Raw genomic sequence first — 16,542 nt, 5'->3', positions numbered from 1 at the left:
CCTAATAGCTCTGCACATAAACATCCTGATATACCCATGACCAACATCTCCTTAATAATATTTAAATAATTAAAATAATTTACACCTCTATACATTACCTTCTATAATAAATTATGTTTCTAATAAGACAAGGGTTACTAGTTTTCTAACAGATAAGCAGTGTATTGTTAAATAGATTTATCAAAGGCAGTAACCTCAAGAACTTTATTTCAATATTTCATCTTAATATAAATTTTAAGCAGGATTTCTTTCAATGCAGGCTAATACATACCTAAATATTAAAAAGGAAATCCTGCTGACAGGCTAAGCTAAACGACCAAATACAATTTTGTCTACTGATACAAAAGCATTGACATCAAGCAGTTTTGTAAACTGTACTCTGGCTGCAGCAGCTCCAGGAGGCGCTGACTCTGTAATACCTGTATATACCAACCACTGAGGGAAAACAACACCAGGATTAGCAGTGCTAAAAGCTACCAGGCTAAGCCCTAATCCAATTTCTTTACCCCTGTCATCCAACCAAAGCACCCTGATGACTATATCTGTGGTAGCAATTCCCCCACCTTCTCTTTCAACTCTAAGGCCACAGTTGAACAAAAAACAATGACCTTCTCCATTATCAATAGAAACATCTTGGAATAATGAAGCTCCATTTATTTCAAAAGATGCTCGAAAATCCCCTTCATATGTCTCGTTTGAGGCAACGGCTGATACACCTACTGCAGCCCAATTATTTAACCCATCTTCAAAACTGGGGTTAATAATCAAATTTGGTGATCCTGCCCTGGCAAAAATAACCTGATCAATTCTAATAACACTTCCTTCGCCCAAAGAAGATTCAAACAATATACGTGCTTTTACTGCATTGTCAGGGGCTGGTTCTGTTAAATCCAGATATGTCAGATAGTTTTCCTGTCGAGGTAATGTTTCCGATGGAATTATAATTTCCAATCCCGGTGAGCCGATTATATTATCCCCTGCATCCAACCATAATACCTGAACCTCCAAGGTTTCAGACATATGTCCAGAGGCGCCGAAGCTAAACAAGTATGAAGAGTTCGGCGGTTGAGTATCTATTGGTACATCTTGATAAAGGCTTCCCCCAAGGATGCTGGCTATATTATTTGCACCTTGCAATGGAGTTTCAAAATCAGGAATATATGTGGTAGTAGTCCAGCCGGTCAACCCTGCTTCAAAGCTGGGATTTTCTAACAAATTTATTGAACCCACTGGTGCCATGATCACCTGATCTATAGAGACTGACGATTCCTCTTCTCCTTCAGCTTTGCTAATGATAAGTCTTGCAAAGGCAGTATCGGGAGGAGGGTTGTCAGTAATATCAAAGAAAGTTATCCTTGAATTGTTAACTCCATCAGTGATACCTCGGGATATAAACATTTTCAGCCCAGTAGCAATGAAATTATGATTATTATCAAGCCATAGCACATCTACTGTCAATTTAGGTTGGTTAACACTGATAACATTGAAGCTTAAAAACAAAGGAGAACAGTCAGTACCTGCCAAAACCACATCCTGATACATGCTGGCTACATTAGCATCCATGAATGCTACTTGTGTTCCCTCAAATGGTATAATGTCAGATGTTGATACATTATCGTTGCTAATCCAGCTGGCCAATCCAGCTTCAAAACTTGGATTTTGCACTAAATTAAAGCCTCTGAATCCAACTATTGGGTTTATACCTCCACAACCCATGAAATATCATCTCCTCCCAAATATTCAATATTGATAAATTATTTCACATCTGTGCTATGTTCCCTATACTGTACAATATGTGCATAATTTGACAAGGGTTACTGGTTGCATAGTTTGTACTTCTGCATATTATTACTACTAAGAGAGGTGACATACATGAAAGTTTTACTGTTATCCATCATTGCAAAATGCGGTGTTTTCACTCATGTACGCGAATTGTCCTTATATCTTCAAAAACTTGGCATAAAACCTGTTATAGGTTTTATTCATAATGAAAGAACCATTAGTAAGTTTAAATTGACGGATACAGATCTACAGGCTATGATAAAATCTCTAAATGGAATAAAGCATTTTTTTTATGAATCCAATGAAGATTTGCTTGATAAAATCAGTGACATGAAAATATCCCTTGTGCATGCTCATTCTCCACTGACTTTTGCAGCGGCTATGAAGGTTTCAGATAATCTAAATATCCCTTTTGTTATAACCCTCCATAGTACGTTAGACTGGAGCAAACTTCACCCAATTTCAATGAAAAAAGCAGATTGCATTATTGCAATTGGACCTGAAGTTGCAAAATCAGCAGGCTCCAGTTATCAAGAAAAAGTCCATATTATTTTTAACGGCATTGATCTGGAACGCTATAAACCATATGAAAACACTTCCATCAATGGACCTTTGCGAATTATGTGGATGGGCAGAACCAATGGTGCAGCATCAATGGGTGCCCAGTACCTCGCCAGGGCAGTTCGAATACTAAGAAAAAAGGGAATACCCGTGGAGGCAAAGATTATTGGGTATGCCGTAGGCGCAGATGTTGGAGGTCTTAAGAACTACAACTGGGTACATGATCCATTGCCTTACCTTCAACGCAATCATATTGTATTTGCCAGAGGCAGAGCTTTGAGAGAAGCAATGGCCTGCGGAAACGTTGGAATATTAGTTGGTCAAGGCTATGGCGGCATAGTCAGAGAAGACTGGTTTGAAAATGGTAAAAAACCTCAGCTTAGCGGTTCATTAAAACATGGATACAAAAAGCATGATGTTTCATTGATTATGAAAGATATACTATTTTTCCATAGGAATCGTACAGAGCTTGCAAAAGCAAGAAAAGCCGCAAGAAAAATAGCAGAAATGCATTTTGATGCAAGAATAATGACAGAACATACCTGTAACGTATATCGGAAAGCCCTTAAGCTCCATTCCCATAAGCAAAACAATGGCAATGATATCCCATTTGAAAATCAATAAATCTAAAGGGTCTATTGTAAAATCCAAATTATGCAATAGACTCTTTAGATTTATGAAGGATATACATAACATAAATAGAATTAATCAATAATAGAATAAATCAACATTTCATATTTAGGAGGGACTCCTATGAATTCAGAACGATTGATAAATACTTTTTTGGATCTGGTAAAAATCAATAGCGTCAGCAAGGATGAAAAATCCTTAGCCCTTGAACTGAAATCCAGACTTGAAAAATTAGGATTTGAAACATACATAGATGATGCTGACAAAAAATCCGGTTCCAACACTGGAAATCTTATAGCCAAACTGAAAGGCAGCAAAAATGTGCCTCCTATGATGCTATCTGCCCACATGGATACAGTTAATCCTGGACTCAATATTACACCTCAAATAATAGACGGTGTGATAAGAAGCGATGGAACAACCATTCTTGGAGCAGATGACAAGGCAGGCATTGCAACAATACTGGAAGCTGTAACATATATAATAGAAAACAATATACCCCATGGTCCCATTGAAATAGTATTTACTATATGCGAAGAAATAGGTCTCTTGGGGGCAAAATATCTGGATCATTCAAAGCTTCAATCCAAAAACGCCTTTGTATTCGACAGCAGCGGCGAAGTTGGAACTGTTATTATTCAGGGGCCTGCGCAGAAGCTGATAAATGCTACAATAAAAGGCAAGGCTGCCCATGCTGGTCTTAATCCCGAAAAAGGCATAGATGCAATAGCAACAGCAGCAAGAGCCATAAGCAATATGAAGTTAGGTCGCATTGATAATGAGACAACCGCCAATGTTGGAATAATTAAAGGAGGCCATTCAACTAATATTGTATGCGATTTGCTGGAATTGGAAGCAGAAGCCAGAAGTCTTGATGCAAAAAAGCTGGATAATCAGGTTAACCATATGATCCAATGCCTTAAAGATGAATGCAAAGCAGCGAATGCAGAACTTGATATAGATATTCAGGATTGCTATGATGAGTTTTCCATCGATTTGAATGACCCGATATTGAAAATTGTAGAGTCGGCTATGAAAAATGCAGGTATAGACTATAAACCTACATCAACAGGTGGGGGTAGTGATACAAACATACTGAACAAATCCGGCATAAAGGCAGTTACTCTCGGAATAGGAATGACCAATTCCCATAGTACTGAGGAATTCATAACCATAGACAGTCTGGAGAAAACTGCATTGTTCATTGAAAGTCTGATTCAGGAAATGAAATAAGGACAGTGGGGACAAAAAGAACCGTCCCCACTGTCCTTTTCTTAGTTAAATTATATATTCTTCCAGCATCTTTTCTGGTTCACCAACTAAAATGCTTTCCGGTACATCTTTAAACTGTCTGAAGTTTTCTCTGAAGCTTTCAGCCAGGCTATTAGCCTTTCTGTAGTATTCGTCAAGACTATACCATGTATTAGGTGGGTTTAAAACAAGGTTTGGAACATTAGGACATTCTTTGGGTATTGCAAGGCGGAAAATCGGATCCGTCATGTACTCTACATTGTCCAAATCGCCATTTATAGCAGCCCTCACCATTGCTCTTGTATATTTAAGCTTCATTCTGCTGCCTATTCCGTAAGAACCGCTGGCCCAACCTGTATTGACCAGGAAAACTTTTACATTATATTTATCAATCTTCTCCCCTAACAACTGAGCATAAACCTGTGGTCTCAGAAGCATAAAGGGAGCTCCAAAACATGTTGAGAACGTAGCCTTTGGATCTACTATACCCCTTTCTGTTCCTGCCAGCTTGCTGGTATAACCGGACATGAAGTGGTACATGGCTTGTTCTTTCGTTAATCTCGCAATTGGAGGAAGAACTCCTGTTGCATCTGCAGTCAGGAATATTATTGTCTTCGGTATTCCTCCGACACCTTCAAGAATTGCATTGTCAATGTGTTCAACTGGGAATGCAGCTCTGGTATTCTCTGTATACCTGTCGTCATCATAATCCGGCTCTCCTGTATCTTCATCTATTACCACATTCTCCAACAATGCGCCTTCTCTGATAGCTGCCCAAATCTGAGGCTCGTGCTCTTTAGAAAGTTTAATACACTTAGCATAGCAGCCTCCCTCAAAATTGAAAACTCCGTTATCGGTCCAGCCATGCTCATCGTCTCCTATTAGTTTCCTATCATCATCTGCAGACAATGTGGTTTTTCCTGTTCCAGATAACCCGAAAAATAATGTTACATCTCCGTTTTTTCCCATATTAGCAGAACAGTGCATAGGTAAAACACCTTTGAATGGAAGTAGATAGTTCATTACCGTAAATATGGATTTCTTTATTTCTCCACAATACTTTGTTCCACCGATAAGCACTATCTTTTTCTCAAAATTAAGTACAATAAATGCTTCTGAATTTGTTCCATCGACCTCTGGATCAGCATGTAAATCCGGTACAACATAAATATCGAATTCTGGTTGGAAATTTACCAACTCTTCTTTTTTAGCCTTTCTTAACATCTGTTGAGAGAATAAATTCTGATATGCAAACTCATTAATAACCCTTACGGGCATTCTATATTCTTTATCAGCTCCAACAAAACCCTCGAATACAAAAACTTCTTTGTATTTAATATACTCTAATACTTTAGCATACAATTTGTCAAAGTTCTCCATTGTCATTGGCATGTTTCCTTTGTTCCAATTCACATGTTCATGAACAGATGGTGTGTCTACTATAAATCTATCGTTAGGTGATCTTCCTGTATATTTGCCCGTATTAACGCACAAAGCTCCATTACTAGCAATAATACAGCCTTCTTTTTCAACTGCAATATCAATCAACTGTTTTATAGGCAAATTATAATGTATCTTGCTGCATTGGATTTCCACTCCATCCATAGAAGCATATAGCCTGTTCAAGTTTTTTACCCCCTAAAAAGCTAAAATTTATATTTTTACCTTATATATTATATCATAATTAAATATTTGTGCTATACTTTTTAACAATATTTATATATTTAACAGAATTAAAAGATGATTCTATATCCTTTATAGATATGGGTTAATTAAATCTTTGTTTATATTATCCAAATCATCTGGTATAATTATTTCATGACTTTCCGAGGTGATATTGATTGAAAAAAAATAATGTGTATAAAGATTTATCCTGTTTGTATTTTGCAATCTATTGGGTTTTTGCCTGCTATACCCCTTTTTTATTGCTGTATTTGCAGGATAGGCAGCTTTCTTATGTTCAGATTGGATCCATATTTGCTTTAAACTCTTTAGTCAATGTTATGTTTCAGCCTGTTTGGGGCTATTTGACAGATAAATATATAGATATTAAAAAGGCTCTATACATTGCTGTTATTGCCAGTTCAATAGCTATAGTTTTGCTTGTTCAATCCTATAGATATCAATTTATTATTCTGTCAACCATAGTTTTTATAGCTTTTCAAAGCAGTATATTATCTCTAACAGACTCTTTGTGCTATAAGATAATAAACAGATACAATAACATAAAATATGGCAGGGTCCGTTTGATGGGCTCTGCAGGTTATGCAATATCTTCATTTGTATTAGGGCTGGTCATTGCAAGAACCTCTATCAACATAGCCTTTTATCTGTATCCCTTTTTTAGCCTGTTTGCAGTATTGTTTTTATACAGATTGAATTTTAAAGATGAAGCTCCCAGAGAAGAAAAAAGCAAGGTAGACCCCTTACAAGTATTAAGAAATATGACCCTCCTAGTATTTTTGCTTTCTGTCACAATCGCAAGTATTTCATATGGTGCAAATATGAGCTATGTTGGCGTCCTGCTGCAGGAAACGGGGGGAAATATACAAAATCTTGGATTGTTATGGTTTGTGGTAGCAATGTCTGAGATACCAGTGTTTTTTATTTCAAGCAAGATTATCAATAGAATTGGTTCTATCAATACCTATTTATTGTCGCTGTTGGTATTCTCATTAAGATTTTTCTTATGCACTCTTTGGAATAATACTTCATTTATAATAACTATTCAGTTTCTCCAAGGCTTTACCTTCCCGCTTTTCATGGCTGGTGGGTTGGATTATATGTCTGGTATTATACCGGCAGAGGCTCGATCCTTCAGCATATCTTTGATGTCAGCCTTAATATTTGGAGCTGGAGCTCTTATTGGAAATATGGGCGGAGGCATTATCATAGAAAACTTCGGTATATTCACTCTGTACCGAATTATGTCTGTCATATCCTTCACAGCTTTATTGATTGCCATGACACTAAAGAAAATAAGAGGAAGCAAAGCTCCCTCGTTATAGTATAAACCTCTTATAGTATGAACATTGCTACTATAGTTGTCGCCACAAGTCCTATAATAACAGGTACCAGATTCTTTCTTGCAATATCCATGGGCTTTATTCCTGTTATTGCCGCAACTGGAATTACAGCCCAGGGTATGATGGTGCCACCCCCAACCCAAATTGCAGCTATCTGACCTAATGCGCATAATTTTGCCACGCTTACATTAACAGCCGTACCGAATACCTTTGCGATGGAACCGGCTAAATTCATTCCTGAAAATCCCGAACCATCAAGACCTGTTATTGCACCAACAGTGGTTTCCAGAATAGCTGCAACTGGCTTGCTCAAAGCAACGCTTGAGGCAAGAAGAAGCCCCATATCTGATAATATACCCATTGAACCTTCAGGAAGAATATCGCCGAATACTGTTGTAAAAGGTCCTACCTCTCCCAGATAAAAGAACCCTGCAATAGGCAAAATGGGTCCAAATATCTCCATACCGAAAGCAAAGCCTTTTTTGATATATTCTGCAATCTTCTCTAAAGCTTCTTCTTTATAAAGTACACCACACAAAACACAGAGAACAATTGCTGCAGTACCACCTACCAAGGCTGTGGCATCTCCTCCTACCAAATTGAAGGCAAACATTGCAATTATATCCAACAAAAACAAAATAGGTACAATGATTGCAGTCCATTTTGCAATTTTAGGATATTTTATTGTATTCTCCACATTGTACATTTCAACTTGTGGTTTAATAATGTTTCCTGATTTCATATCTCTCTTAAGAATGATATAGGAGGCTGCAACTGTTACAATAGCCATAACCGCATATAGAGGAATTCCCTGATACATAACATCAACTACCGAAACACCTCCGGATGTTGCAGTTATAGTGGGTGCCCCTTGAATGATGAAATCAGTTGACAATCCGATACCATGGCCGAATATATTCATCGCCACAGCAAAACCTATAACCGGCAAGCCTACTCTTATGGCAACAGGTAAAAGAACTGCACCAATCAATGCTGTAGCCGGTGAAGGCCAGAAGAACCATGATACTAATAACATTACTATACCTATTGTGAAAAAAGCTGCATCAGGGGTTTTAATAATCTTTGCTATAGGAGCTGCCATTAAATAATTGGCACCTATTTCCTCTAGCAGCTTAGCCATAGCAACAATAACGGAAATAATCATTATCACACTGATCAATTCGATACCTGCAACAATGAATGAATCAAATATGGCTCTTGTGGCACCAATTATGGAGCCTTTGGCAGCCAAACCTATTAAAAATACTCCTACAATACACGGAATGATAGTTTCTTTTCTAGCCATCATAAAACCTAATATGACTAAAACCATTATACAGTAAATCCAATGTGCTGCAGTTACGGACATTAACATCACTCCCCGATAACTATGATAATATCATAGTATTCGGGGAGTCATATAAGTGCTACATAAATCCTAAAACTTCATACATCGCTGATAGTAAAAATGTATTAGCACATCTGTCCAGCACAGCAAGTCGAAAATGCTCAGGTGTCAAATAGGAGAATCCATCTGGAGTTCTTATCAAAATGCCGTGATTGACCAATTCATTTCTAAGCTCATAAGCGTCCATATTTTTTTTAGTGATCTTAAGAAGGTGGAAATTTGCTTTCGATGGATATACTTCTACACCTTTTAATTTAGATAATCCATTGTAAAGAAATGACCTCTCCTCTTTTATCCAATCATGGGACTTGGATATATAATCCGTATCCTTAAATATGCAACTACCAGCAATTACTGCTGCTGAATTAATGCACCATGGTTGCTGGATTTTTTTTATTTTCTCACATATGCTCCTGCTATAAGTCACAGCATATCCCAGCCTGATTCCCGGCATACCGAAAAACTTTGTGGCTGCCCTGATTAAAACTGTATTTTCAAAATCACAAAGTCTTGATAAAAATGAGCTATGGGGGTAATCATCAGTGAATTCGATGAATGCCTCATCAATTATTAAAATACAATTCTTTTTATTTAATTCAGCAGCTATATAAACAAGGGTTGATATATCCATTAAAAATCCTGTCGGATTGCTTGGATTGCATAAAATTACTATGGATTTTTTTTCGACTTTATCTAAAAACAATTCTATATCTATTTGGGAAAAATCATGATTATAGCAGGAAATTTCCTCATACTGAATATGAGATATTTGAGCTGCTTTTTTATATTCTGAAAAGGTAGGTCCCATTGTGAACAGTTTATTATAACCCAGACCGTCCACAATAGAATATATAAGATCTACAGCCCCATTCCCTACCAATATATGTGCATTATCATCCAAGACTAGATAATCTTTAATATTTCTTTTTAGTTCTCGGTACTCTATATCAGGGTACCTGGCAAATACACCCATATTATCAGTCAGAGCTTTTTTAAAGCTTTGAGGAATACCTGCCGGATTTATATTAGCACTGAAATCATATAATATATTTTTGTAATCATATATGTTTCCGCCATGAAAACTCATATTTTATATCCCCTTTAGAAAGTAAGTTATAGCTGAAAAAAACATTAAAGCCATAAACCAGCTGGCATACATAAGCTTTACCATTTGTTTTATATCTTTTGCCTCTATTGATTTTGTTTTATCACCAATTGTTGGTTTAACAACAAGCTTGCCAAAATAATAATTATTTCCTCCCAGCATTATGCCCAAAGCCCCTGCCGCTGCTGCCTCAGGATAGCCACTATTGGGACTCAAGTGTTTTCTCCCATCCCTTAGAACAATTCTAAAGGAATTCTTATAGTTCATACCTAGCGTAAATGCTCCTATCACCATAAAAAGTGCTGTTAAACGTGCAGGTATGTAATTAGCAATATCGTCTAGCTTTGCAGAAGCCCATCCAAAATCCCTATACCTGTCATTTTTATATCCTACCATAGAATCCAATGTATTGATGGCTTTATATGCCATAGCAAAAGGCGCTCCTCCTATAAACATATAAAAAAGAGGAGCTATGATGCCATCGCTTGTATTTTCAGATACAGTCTCTATGACACCTCTGCCTATATCTTTTTCATCAAGCCTGTCTGTATCTCTGCCCACTATGTAGGACAGCAGTTTTCTGGCCTCAGGTAAATCATTCTGTAATAAGGCATTCATAATTTTGTAGGCTTCTTTGTGGAGACATCTACCTGCTATACAGTAGTACATTAATATTGCACTCAGTACAAAGCTAAACCATTGGTTAATAGCTTCAGAAAAATCCAGTATAATATATACCAGTCCATAGCTTATTAGCAAAGTTGAGATAGTCAGGAGAACTCCTGCTATTCTTAAAGCCTTGCTGCTTTTACATGTTTTTCTTATTGTCTTCTCAAACAAATTGATATAAGAAGCTATAAGCCTTATTGGATGAGGCATATTATAGGGATCACCGACGATCAAATCCATTAAATTAGCAATCCATATCTGAAGCATCTGTCTTTTTCTCCAGAATTTCGTATATTTTATCCATATTCAAGCTCTTTCTCACTGTGTCTGCAATTATATCTAGCTGTTTTTCCTTATCTATATTTTCTTCTACTCCATGTGATTGCTTATCCCCTAAGCTGTCTTCCTCAGGCAGTTGATGCTGCACATAAGGAACCACACCTAAAACAGGTACTTTTATTATTTCTTCAAGCATTCTCAATCCTGGCTCTAATAATTTATAACTCCCCCTGAACTTATTTATAATGACTCCTTTAACCCTTTTCTTTTCTTCTTCATCGAGAAGCAGCATGGTGCCTGCCAGTGATGCAAAGACGCCTCCCTTATCTATATCCCCTACCAGTATGACAGGAGCATCTGCAATTTCTGCCATTCCCATATTGACGAAATCCTCTCGTTTAAGATTTATTTCTGCTGGGCTTCCAGCTCCTTCAATGATCACAATATCACTGTTTTGGGATAGTTTATGATATACAGCAGTAATTTTTTCCTTTAGTTGAGGTTTAAACTTAAAATACTCTTCCGCCGCCATCTCTTTATAGAGTTTTCCTGATATTATAACCTGAGACTTCTTATCTGTAGTAGGTATCAGCAAAACAGGATTCATGTCCGGGGAAGGTTCTTTCATGCAGGCCTGGGCTTGCATAGCTTGAGCTATTGCTATTTTATAACCTTCCTTTGTTATGTGAAAAATTAAAGACATATTTTGGGATTTAAAAGGGTTTACATTATATCCGTCTTGGGTAAATATCCTGCATAAAGCAGCACAAATAATGCTTTTACCCACTGAGGACCCTGTACCCTGTATCATAATTGATTTTGCTTTCATATTTTACTCCTTCTTTGTCAAATGCAATTTATTTTCCTGATGGTGCAATGGCCTTCTTCTATTTCCAATAGACTGTATTTTCCGTGTTCAAAATGAAAACTCCAAAAGCCTTCCTCTTTTAGTCCCAGCAAAACTGAAACTATCACTCTCATACACCCTCCATGGGTTATTAATGCAACATTTTTACCTTCATTTGATTCAATGATTGTTTTAATAGCATTACTAACCCTGGAATAAAAATCTCTAAAACATTCTCCCTTTGTAGGGTTCATGTCTCTCCAGTCCTCCATCCCCATCTTCCAATCATCTGGATAGAGCCTGGCAACATCGTCGTAATGGCATCCTTCCCATAGACCAAAATCCATTTCTCTCAATTGCTCAATAATATCTATTACTAATCCTTTTTTTGAAGCAAGTACTTGAGCTGTTTGTATACATCTCTTTAAGGGACTGGAAATGATAACATCCAATTTAATGTCATCCATAGCTCTTTCCAGTTCTATACATTGCTTTTTACCTTCATGATTCAAATCTGGATCCTTACTGCCAAAAAAAACTCCAGGCTTGTTAAAATCAGTTTCGCCATGCCTGATAAGATACAATTTAAGCATTAGAATATATTCCTTTCCAATATATATATAAAGATTATGAAACATATTTCAGCCAATTCACTGGCAGCTCCTAATGTATCTCCTGTCATTCCATCTATCCTGTCAACCACCATTTTTCTGAAAGCCAGTATTATAATAACGCTTCCAAGTAATGCCATCAGCCCTTTTATGGAGCCTAGGCCTAAGATCATAAGAATACCTGATCCAATACCAAGAATAAGTCTTTTTACAGACATATGGGAATAGAAGAGACCTCCCATGCCTCCATTAGCTCTTGCATATTTTGATATTCCCATAAGTAAGAGAACAAGAGTTTTAGCAACAACAGGGGCTAAGATTATGGCAAGACCTATGGCTCTGTATGGCAGTGAATACAACAGGCTCAGTCTGAAGATAAAATCTAATACTATAGCGATTACTCCATTTGTACCTATCCTGCTGTCTTTCATTATTTCCAGCATTCTTTTCTTGTCTCTGGCAGAAAATAAACCATCACAGGTATCCCCAAGGCCATCCAGATGTATGCCTCCTGTAATAAATATATTTGATGTCAGCCACAAAACCGGGGCAAGGGTATCACCTAGTAAATATCGAGCCAAAGAGTATAATCCATAGTTAAACAAACCTACTATCAAACCTACAAGGGGCATAAATACTATTCCCCTTGAAAAATCTTCTTCTTCGGCATTTATATCTATTCTTATGGGTATTCTGGTAAAAAATTGTATCATTAAAACCAGGCTTCTCATAATATCATTTTATCCTGACGGGTATACCTGATACAGCCAGGTAAACCTCATCTGCCCTTTCCGCTGCAATTTGATTTATTCTCCCTGAAATATCTCTAAATGCTCTTGCCACTGGATTTTCAGGTACTATGCCCCAGCCCACTTCATTGGTAACCAGTATGGTGTCTGCTGGTGATACTTTTATCGCTTCCATCATGGTGATAATCTGTTCTTTTATGTGCTCCTCAGCTCTGTTATAGTCTTCAATCCTGGCATACTCCATATCATAATGAAAATACTCCAGCAATTGATTTGTGACCATAACCGTTATGCAATCCAGTAAAAAACAACTATAATCTTCACCGTATTTATGTATAACTTTATGGATATCTTTATAGGTTTCTACAGTCATCCATTCCTTATTTCTTGATTCCTTATGCTTTTTTATCCTGTCTTCCATTTCCCTATCGAAGGCTACTGCAGTAGCAATATAAAGCACCTTATCTCCATAGCTTCGTGCAAGCTTCTCGGAAAATTTGCTTTTACCGCTTCTGGCACCTCCGGTTACTAAAATGCATTTCCCCATTATATATCCCTACCTTATATCAACTAAAAAATCATTAAAGATAGTTGCCTCCTCAAAGGTTGCCATCTTTGTTATAATATCATTGGCAGCATCTAAGATATCATATGAAACAGCACAGCCGCTTCCCTCTCCTAACCTCATGTCCAGATTAAGCATAGGCTTAAGTCCTAATTCATCCATAACTATCTTATAGCCAGGTTCTGCAGAACAATGAGTTGAGAACATGTAATCCACAACCAGTGGGTTAAGCTTGTAAGCCAGCAAAGCCGCTGCTGCAGAGATTAAACCATCTATAAGAATTGGTATCCTATAATAGGCAGCTCCTATGAAGCACCCAGCCATTCCTCCTATATCAAAACCGCCTACTTTTGTCAAAACATCAACAGGGTCATTAATATCTGGTTTATTTATTTCCAACGCTTGTTTTATCACTCTTTTTTTATTCTCATAGGCTTCCTCTGTAAGCCCGGCACCTTTTCCTACTACAATATCAGCACTGCTTCCCGTAAAAGCCATTACAATTGCACTGCTGGTACTGGTATTTCCTATACCCATTTCTCCGGTGCCTAGAACTTCCGCTCCTTCTTTAACAGATTCTTCAACCATATCTATACCTGTCATTATTGATTTTATGGCTTCTTCCCTTGTCATAGCAGGACCCTTAGAAATATTCCAGGTTCCTTTTCTAATTTTTCTATAATACAAACCTGGATATTCCACATCTGCATTGATTCCAATATCAACCACCTTAAGCTTGGCACCTGCATGCTTTGCCAGCACTCCTACCCCAGTAAGTCCTCTTAGCATATTAATTGTTTGGATTACGGTAATGTTCTGAGGGCAACAGCTGACTCCCTCTTCTACTACACCATTATCTGAAGACATTACAATTAGCTGCCTGTTTTTCATAGGATTGTCAAGCCTTCCTGTTATACCGGAAAGCTTTATTGCTATATTCTCAAGTTGTCCTAAGCTTCCCAAAGGCTTTGCCAGATTATCCAGTCTCTCTTTCGCCTTCACTTTACTTTGTTCATAGGCTCCTTTTATTTCTGCCAGTATCTTCTCCAGGTCTTTCAAATAAATCCTCTCCTTAATTAAAATAAATAAAAAAACCACACCTGAAGTGTGGGAATATACATAATCAATCATCCCCTCCCTCCGAAGGTTGAATTTGGTATTTGGCAGGTTTCCTGGCTCATGGTTCATCTTACTCTCCAGCCTTCTCGGTCTCCCAATGGCTAAGTTGGATTTCATCCCCATATACAGTAGCGGGGGCTGCAGCAGCTTTTCACTGCTTTCCCTTTTAACCTCGGTATGCATAACATCCCCAAGGCACCAAAACTTATTCTATTGAATTTATTATAATGTTCTTAAAAAAATGTGTCAATGTCATAATCCATTCTATTTGAGTCCAAAATTTTTGCTAAGACCAGTAACACTTTAGGCAACAAAAAATATTATGATATTAGAGGTGGGTGACACCTAAAATTAGGAGGTGAACGGTATATGGGCAAGGATTATGGCAAAAAGGAATGCAGAGAATTCAAAATTAAGAATTTCCCAGATAACATAAGAGAGCTGCTATGTATGCTGGCAAAGGATGATAATAATAGAGTAACAATCATATTGGATACATGCGAAGACTGTATTCTGGAAGATGTATGTCTGGTAGCAGTAATAGGCGATTTGGCAGTATTCCGTTACCATGATAAATTCAAATTTGTAGATGTTCATTGCATATGCACTGTAATAGTAGATTGCGAAACCATATTGGATGAAGTTTTAGAATCAAGCAATCGTTGCAAATGCTAAAAAATTGAATTATGTGAAGTAACATTAATAAATCCGGCCTTAAAGCCGGATTTATTAATAATACATTTTTCTATCTAAATACTCTTGAACTAATCTTAGGGTCTCTCCAAACCTCTGGAAATGGACAACTTCTCTCTCTCTTAAGAAGCTCAGTGTTTCAATAACACCTCGGTCATTGGTAGACTGAATCAGATGCTCATAGGTAGTTCTGGCCTTTTGTTCTGCTGCCATATTTTCATGTAAATTAGTAATTGGATCTCCAATAGCCTGTATATAAGCCGCAGTCCAAGGTACGCCGGCTGCATCATGTGGGTAAAGATCTTTGCCGTGCTGTATATAATGAGGCCCTATCCCCGCTTCTTCCAATTGCTTTGGAGTAGCCTTTTCAATTATTTTGTATATCAAAGTTCCTATTATTTCCCAATGGGCCATTTCTTCAGTTCCAATATCTGTCAAAATAGCCTTTGCTTGGGGTATAGGCATTGTAGTTCTCTGTGTAAGATATCTTATTCCGGCAGAAAGTTCACTATCCGGTCCTCCATATTGAGCAAACAATAGCTTTGCTATCCTTAAATCTCCTCCTTCAACCCAAGCTGGATATTGAAGCTTTTTGTCATAGATCCACATATATTATTTTCCCCCCATCTCATAGTCAATTTCCCATGGCCAGGGATCCTCAATCCATCTCCAGTCTCTATTTGCTCCATTAGCTGCAATAAGCGGTGCATATTGATTCTCATACTTCTCTTTTAACTCTTTTGATTTACAGCTATATTGCTTAAAGACCATGAGAGCCTTTTCATCATCAGGATGAGTATCAAGATATAGATTCAGTTCAATAAGGGAAAAATCCAGAGCCATTATCTCTTTTAAAAGCTCTAGTCTATCCTTGCTGATTTTCATTTTATAAACCTCCTTTTTTAATCATCTTCAGATCTTTTCTTCTTGGGGTATGGGTCGTAGAGTTCAGGAAAGATTGTGCCCCTCATGAGTCCTTTCTTAGGCTCAAAAATTTTATCCATTACCTGAAATGGTACATAAGCTCTAGCCAATCTAAAGCCTGGACCCATCATCTGGGGCAAAGCATACATTTTACTCTTTTTCATCTAATTCCCTCCTTAACAGATCTCCATACCATAATATTCAGGAAAAGGAGGCTTTGCTACAAAATCGAGTAGGAGATAGGTGATTAGTTCACCTATCGACCTCTCACACCACCGTGCCTACCGTTCGGTACACGGCGGTTCTCTAGTTTTCACATATTT

Annotated in this window: 16 protein-coding genes, 1 pseudogene and 1 riboswitch; of the genes and pseudogenes, 4 read left to right on the top strand and 13 right to left on the bottom strand. The window is 37.4% G+C overall.

Annotation, left to right across the window (positions count from 1 at the left end):
* Positions 1-303: 303 nt before the first annotated feature.
* On the bottom strand, positions 304-1,716 hold the full coding sequence (locus tag ACESM9_RS05280) for a hypothetical protein (protein WP_372996019.1): 1,413 nt from the start codon (positions 1,714-1,716) through the stop codon (positions 304-306).
* A 156-nt stretch (positions 1,717-1,872) separates the two neighbouring features.
* Between ACESM9_RS05280 and ACESM9_RS05275 the strand changes: the two genes are divergently transcribed.
* Positions 1,873-2,967: a glycosyltransferase family 4 protein gene (locus ACESM9_RS05275; protein ID WP_372996017.1), complete on the top strand. Its 1,095-nt coding sequence runs from the start codon at positions 1,873-1,875 to the stop codon at positions 2,965-2,967.
* A 129-nt stretch (positions 2,968-3,096) separates the two neighbouring features.
* Positions 3,097-4,206 carry a M20/M25/M40 family metallo-hydrolase gene (locus ACESM9_RS05270; RefSeq protein ID WP_372996015.1) on the top strand — a complete coding sequence of 370 codons (1,110 nt, stop codon included), beginning with the start codon at positions 3,097-3,099 and terminating at the stop codon, positions 4,204-4,206.
* Between the two features lie 45 nt (positions 4,207-4,251).
* Here ACESM9_RS05270 and pckA read toward each other — a convergent pair whose 3' ends face one another.
* Positions 4,252-5,829, bottom strand: coding sequence for a phosphoenolpyruvate carboxykinase (ATP) (pckA, locus tag ACESM9_RS05265; RefSeq protein ID WP_372996052.1), 1,578 nt, complete (start codon positions 5,827-5,829; stop codon positions 4,252-4,254).
* Between the two features lie 251 nt (positions 5,830-6,080).
* On the opposite strand from pckA, the gene ACESM9_RS05260 reads away from it, so the two are divergent.
* Positions 6,081-7,232, top strand: coding sequence for an MFS transporter (locus ACESM9_RS05260; protein ID WP_372996050.1), 1,152 nt, complete (start codon positions 6,081-6,083; stop codon positions 7,230-7,232).
* A gap of 10 nt (positions 7,233-7,242) precedes the next feature.
* Here the strand turns inward: ACESM9_RS05260 and ACESM9_RS05255 are convergent, their stop codons facing one another.
* The 8 genes and pseudogenes from ACESM9_RS05255 to cobT form a co-directional block, all read right to left on the bottom strand.
* Entirely contained in the window at positions 7,243-8,625 is a 1,383-nt protein-coding gene (locus ACESM9_RS05255) for a hypothetical protein (protein ID WP_372996013.1), read from the bottom strand.
* Positions 8,626-8,677: 52 nt separating this feature from the next.
* Complete coding sequence (locus tag ACESM9_RS05250; protein WP_372996011.1) at positions 8,678-9,745, bottom strand: pyridoxal phosphate-dependent aminotransferase; 1,068 nt, start codon at positions 9,743-9,745, stop codon at positions 8,678-8,680.
* A gap of 3 nt (positions 9,746-9,748) precedes the next feature.
* Positions 9,749-10,699, bottom strand: a complete 951-nt coding sequence (gene cbiB, locus ACESM9_RS05245) for an adenosylcobinamide-phosphate synthase CbiB (RefSeq protein ID WP_372996009.1) — start codon at positions 10,697-10,699, stop codon at positions 9,749-9,751.
* A 121-nt stretch (positions 10,700-10,820) separates the two neighbouring features.
* Positions 10,821-11,540 (bottom strand): annotated as a pseudogene (locus ACESM9_RS05240) (cobyric acid synthase); the annotation flags it as partial.
* A gap of 17 nt (positions 11,541-11,557) precedes the next feature.
* Positions 11,558-12,151, bottom strand: a complete 594-nt coding sequence (gene cobC / locus ACESM9_RS05235; protein ID WP_372996007.1) for an alpha-ribazole phosphatase — start codon at positions 12,149-12,151, stop codon at positions 11,558-11,560.
* The gene (cobS, locus tag ACESM9_RS05230; protein WP_372996005.1) at positions 12,151-12,900 is read right to left on the bottom strand and encodes an adenosylcobinamide-GDP ribazoletransferase; all 750 of its coding nucleotides are present in this window, start codon (positions 12,898-12,900) and stop codon (positions 12,151-12,153) included. The genes cobC and cobS overlap by 1 nt, the downstream gene beginning before the upstream one ends.
* Positions 12,901-12,904: 4 nt before the next feature.
* Entirely contained in the window at positions 12,905-13,465 is a 561-nt protein-coding gene (gene cobU, locus ACESM9_RS05225; protein ID WP_372996003.1) for a bifunctional adenosylcobinamide kinase/adenosylcobinamide-phosphate guanylyltransferase, read from the bottom strand.
* 9 nt (positions 13,466-13,474) lie between these two features.
* Positions 13,475-14,542, bottom strand: coding sequence for a nicotinate-nucleotide--dimethylbenzimidazole phosphoribosyltransferase (gene cobT / locus ACESM9_RS05220; protein WP_372996048.1), 1,068 nt, complete (start codon positions 14,540-14,542; stop codon positions 13,475-13,477).
* A gap of 85 nt (positions 14,543-14,627) precedes the next feature.
* A riboswitch (cobalamin riboswitch) is annotated at positions 14,628-14,820 on the bottom strand.
* Between the two features lie 151 nt (positions 14,821-14,971).
* Between cobT and ACESM9_RS05215 the strand changes: the two genes are divergently transcribed.
* Positions 14,972-15,277: a hypothetical protein gene (locus tag ACESM9_RS05215; protein WP_372996001.1), complete on the top strand. Its 306-nt coding sequence runs from the start codon at positions 14,972-14,974 to the stop codon at positions 15,275-15,277.
* A gap of 54 nt (positions 15,278-15,331) precedes the next feature.
* Here the strand turns inward: ACESM9_RS05215 and ACESM9_RS05210 are convergent, their stop codons facing one another.
* Genes ACESM9_RS05210 through ACESM9_RS05200 form a run of 3 tightly spaced genes read right to left on the bottom strand, consistent with a single transcriptional unit; the run spans position 15,332 to position 16,383 of the window.
* Positions 15,332-15,904, bottom strand: coding sequence for a manganese catalase family protein (locus ACESM9_RS05210; protein ID WP_372995998.1), 573 nt, complete (start codon positions 15,902-15,904; stop codon positions 15,332-15,334).
* Between the two features lie 3 nt (positions 15,905-15,907).
* Positions 15,908-16,180, bottom strand: a complete 273-nt coding sequence (locus tag ACESM9_RS05205) for a spore coat protein CotJB (RefSeq protein WP_372995996.1) — start codon at positions 16,178-16,180, stop codon at positions 15,908-15,910.
* 17 nt (positions 16,181-16,197) lie between these two features.
* Complete coding sequence (locus tag ACESM9_RS05200; RefSeq protein ID WP_372995994.1) at positions 16,198-16,383, bottom strand: spore coat associated protein CotJA; 186 nt, start codon at positions 16,381-16,383, stop codon at positions 16,198-16,200.
* Positions 16,384-16,542 lie beyond the last annotated feature (159 nt).

The organism is Lutispora sp. (assembly GCF_041687175.1).
In the GTDB taxonomy this organism is placed as follows: domain Bacteria; phylum Bacillota; class Clostridia; order Lutisporales; family Lutisporaceae; genus Lutispora.
This window is presented reverse-complemented; position numbering and strand designations above follow the sequence as displayed.